4 protein-coding genes and 1 pseudogene are annotated in these 3,766 nt (G+C 71.2%); all 5 read right to left on the bottom strand.

Annotated features, from left to right (window positions below):
• Nucleotides 1-497: hypothetical protein (locus ABZ281_RS41890; protein WP_356663192.1), on the bottom strand; the 497-nt coding region annotated here is incomplete at its 3' end.
• Nucleotides 494-1,300, bottom strand: a complete 807-nt coding sequence (locus ABZ281_RS41885) for an ABC-2 family transporter protein (RefSeq protein ID WP_356663190.1) — start codon at nt 1,298-1,300, stop codon at nt 494-496. The genes ABZ281_RS41890 and ABZ281_RS41885, both read right to left, overlap by 4 nt.
• A 1-nt stretch (nt 1,301) precedes the next feature.
• Nucleotides 1,302-2,105 carry an ABC-2 family transporter protein gene (locus ABZ281_RS41880; RefSeq protein ID WP_356663188.1) on the bottom strand — a complete coding sequence of 268 codons (804 nt, stop codon included), beginning with the start codon at nt 2,103-2,105 and terminating at the stop codon, nt 1,302-1,304.
• 1 nt (nt 2,106) lies between these two features.
• Complete coding sequence (locus ABZ281_RS41875) at nt 2,107-3,102, bottom strand: ATP-binding cassette domain-containing protein (RefSeq protein ID WP_356663194.1); 996 nt, start codon at nt 3,100-3,102, stop codon at nt 2,107-2,109.
• 125 nt (nt 3,103-3,227) lie between these two features.
• Nucleotides 3,228-3,766: pseudogene (locus ABZ281_RS41870) on the bottom strand (hypothetical protein); the annotation flags it as partial.

Below are 3,766 nucleotides of genomic sequence, written 5' to 3'. Positions count from 1 at the left end.
GCGAGGACCACCGGGGCGTGTTCGGGCCCGAAGACGACGTATCCCTCCGCCAGGTACGACAGGGCGCCCCACTCCTCCCGCCGGTGGGCCCGGGCCAGAACCCGCCCGCAGGGTGCGCAGACGATCCACGGAACGAGCACCGCCTCGGCGAACGGGTGCCCCGCCAGCACGAATCCGGCGGGCCGTGTCTCCTCCGCCCCGTCCGGGAGCACACGCAGCCCATGGGCCTCCTCCCCGACGTGGGGCAGGGCCGCGATCCGCACGCCGAGCCAGTCCCACTCCCCCCACTGCTCGGCCATCACCGCGAGCTCGGCGCGAGCCGACTCCCCGATGCCCGGGCCTTGTTCACGCAGCCGGTCGACCAGCAGCTCCAGACCGGCCTCCTGCTCGCCGATGTCCCAGCAGTCCTGGACCTCCTCGCGGTCACCGGGCGCCGAGAGCAGCCCGGCCAGCCGGCTCCACACGACGGCCTCGGCGGCGTACTCCTGCGCGGTCATCCGTTGATCCCGCTGTAGTGCCGCAGGCTCCAGTTCCACAGCACCCGCGCCGCCAGGTACGCCAGCAGCCCGAGCAGCGGTGAGGCCGCCGCGAGCCAGTACGGAACTCCCGTCGAGTGGCCGTGTCCCGTCAGGACCGCCGCCGGGAAGTAGGCCACGAACGCGAGCGGAAGGCCGTAGGTCAGGAATCCGCCCACCGCCTTGGGCAGGACGTTCAGGGGGTAGCTGCCGAAGGTGCCGAGGAGTTCCTCCAGCCAGCGGCCCCACATGTCGGCGGCCGGGAAGCGCAGGGACGCACTGGCCACGACCGTGAACAGGGCCGCCTCCAGCAGCATGCCGCCGAGGACGGCCGCGACCAGGTACGTGATCCGGCCCGTCGTCCAGTCCATACCGCTGCGGGAGAGCGCCCCCAGCATCAGGCCCGCCGCCACCGTCAGGTCCCCGATGGCGTTGGTCGGGAAGAACGCCAGCTGTATCTGGCGGTGGACCGGCATCGGACGCATCAGATAGATGTCGATCCGGCCCTCCTGGATCTGCCGGCCGGCCCAGTGCATGCGCCCGAGGAACAGCACGAACAGCCCGTGCGCCAGCATCCGCGTCGCCGGGATCAGCAGCACGTCGGAGCTGTCCCAGCCGCCCATCCCGGCGAACCGCGACAGCAGCACCGTCGCGAACACGATCACCGACACCTGCCAGATCGCGCCGATCGCGATCATCAGCAGGAACTCGGTGCGGTACTCCATCTGCGCGCGGAAGTTGAGCGCCGTCACGCGCCACACGATCCGCAGAGCCTTCCAGGACATCTCAGCCTCCCTGCGAGATCACGCGCCGGGCGGCCCGCCGCCACAGCAACCGGGTGAACAACGCCAGCGCCACGACCCACGCGGCCTGGACGGAGAGCTGGAACGCCGCGTCGGACAACGGGATCCGGCCCACGTACAGCGACAACGGCACGCTCAGCGTGGCCTGGAAGGGGAGGAACGCGCTCATCGTCACGAACCAGTCCGGGAAGAACCACAGCGGCGCGTACACCCCGGACAGCAGGTTCTGCGCGAACAGCAGGATCAGCATGGCCGCGGTGTTGCGGACGGTCCAGAAACACAACTGGTCAAGCAGGAGCATGACGTAGTACAGGACCCACTGGCCGAGCAGCATGCTGAGCGCGAACACCCCGGCCACCGCGGGCGATCCGGGCGGCTCGACGACACCGGCGGCCAGGCAGATGACGTACCCCGTCAGCGCCCATGCCAGCCCGTACAGCTGCTCTCCGGCCGCCCGCAGGGCGTAGTAGCGCTGCGGCGGCAGCGGCCGCAGGTACCAGTACACGATGGTCCCGAAGTGCATGTGCTGCAGGACGGTGTCCCGGCCCGCGTACTGGTCCAGCTCCCGCAGCCGGGAGGCCAGGACGGCCAGCACGGCGTACGTGACCGCCTGGTCGCGGCTCAGCCCCGCGGTCGTGCCGGTCTGCGCGTACAGGCCCCTCCACAGCGACCAGACCAGCACCACCTGCACGGCCAGCCGCAGGGCGACGGCGGTCATCCGGGGCGGTGCGTTCAGCTCGCCGAGCGGGGTGACCCGGGCGGCGCGCCAGGCGTGGAGCACGGCCACGTCAGACCTCCCCGGCGTGCGCGTACGCGGCGCGCATCACGTCCTCGAGGTCCGCCTCGTCCAGGGCGATGTCCGTCACCTCGAACCGCTCGATCACCGCCTTCAGGGCCTGCTGGACGGTGGGCGCGTCCAGCCCGTCGGGACCGAAGACCACCTGCCCGCCGGTGTGCCGCAGCAGTGTGGTGCCCGGCGGCGGGACGACCTCGGCGTGCGGATCGGCCAGCGTGGCCCGCACCTGCCAGGTCGAGCCGAACTTCCGGCGGATCTCGTCGAGCGAGCCGTCCAGCATCAGCCGGCCGTGGTTGACCAGCACCACCCGTTCGGCGAGCCGCTCGACCTCCGTCATGTCGTGCGTGGTCAGCAGCACCGTACGGCCGCGCTGCTCCACCTGGTGCCGCAGGAGCTCCCGCACCTGCTCCTTGACCACCACGTCCATGCCGATGGTCGGCTCGTCCAGGAACACCACCGGCGGGTCGTGCAGCAGGGCGGCGGCCAGATCGCTGCGCACCCGCTGGCCGAGTGAGAGGTGACGGACCCGGGTGTCCCAGAACGACGACAGCTCCAGGATGTCGTCGAACTCCGCCAGCCGGGCCGCGTGTTCGGCCCTGGGCACCTCGTAGATGTCCCGCAGGATCGCGAACGACTCGCGCACCGGCAGGTCCCACCACAACTGGGTGCGCTGCCCGAACACCGCGCCCACGTTCCGGGCGTTGCGTTCCCGCTCCCGGTACGGCACCACGCCCGCGACCCGGGCCTCGCCCGACGTGGGGGTGAGGATGCCGGTGAGGATCTTGATGGTGGTGGACTTGCCGGCGCCGTTCGGGCCGAGCAGGGCGAGGAGTTCACCCGCGGCCACGTCGAAGGTGATGTCGCAGACGGCGTGCTTGGCCACCCGCTCGGGGTTGACCAGGGAACGGACGGCGCCCGCGAAGCCGGGGCGGCGGACGGTGGTGTGGAAGGTACGGGACAGCCCGCGGACCTCGATGGCGACACTCAACTGACCCACCAACTCCCTTGCGGCGAACACAGCAGCGGCCAGTCGGCGCGAGGGCCGACCGGCCGCGGAGGACACCCCGACACTCTCGGAATGTCGATCAATCGGTCAATCGATTAATCGTCTTCTTACCTGGTGGTCGAGAACACGAACGAGAACTCCGCCGGTTCCGCCTTCAGGAAGTACTGCGGCAGGGGGCCGGGGCCGCAGGACTGCGAGCCGATACCGTGCTGCCCGTGGTCGAGGTTGACCCACACCGTGTCGCCGGCCGTGAGGTCGGTGCGGTGCCGGGCCGCGTCCAGCTGCTCGGTCGTCCAGCGCCGCGCCGTGAACCAGAACTCCGGGTCACCCTCGATCCTGAGCCCGCCGAGCTCCACCCAGCGGACGTCGGCCCGGGCACCGTTCTCCTGCGGACGGACGTACGGCGTCTGCAGCCCGTCCACCGTGGACTGCCAGCGGCCGACCATGGACGCCGTCCCGGTGTCCGGGTACGCCTCGCCGGGGCCGCCGCCGAACCACTCCACCCGGTCCGCCTCCGCCAGCCCGAAGCGCACCCCGAGCCGGGGCAGCGGCACCGTCCAGTCGCCCTGAGGCGTCACGGTCACGCTGATGAGTGCGGCCGGGCTCGCGCTGCTGAGTTTCGCCGGTCCGGTGAGGTGTCGGGCCC

The organism is Streptomyces sp. NPDC006265 (genome assembly GCF_040613555.1).
Taxonomy (GTDB): domain Bacteria; phylum Actinomycetota; class Actinomycetes; order Streptomycetales; family Streptomycetaceae; genus Streptomyces.
Note: the sequence above shows the minus strand (reverse complement) of the source record. Positions and strands in the feature narration are given on the sequence as shown.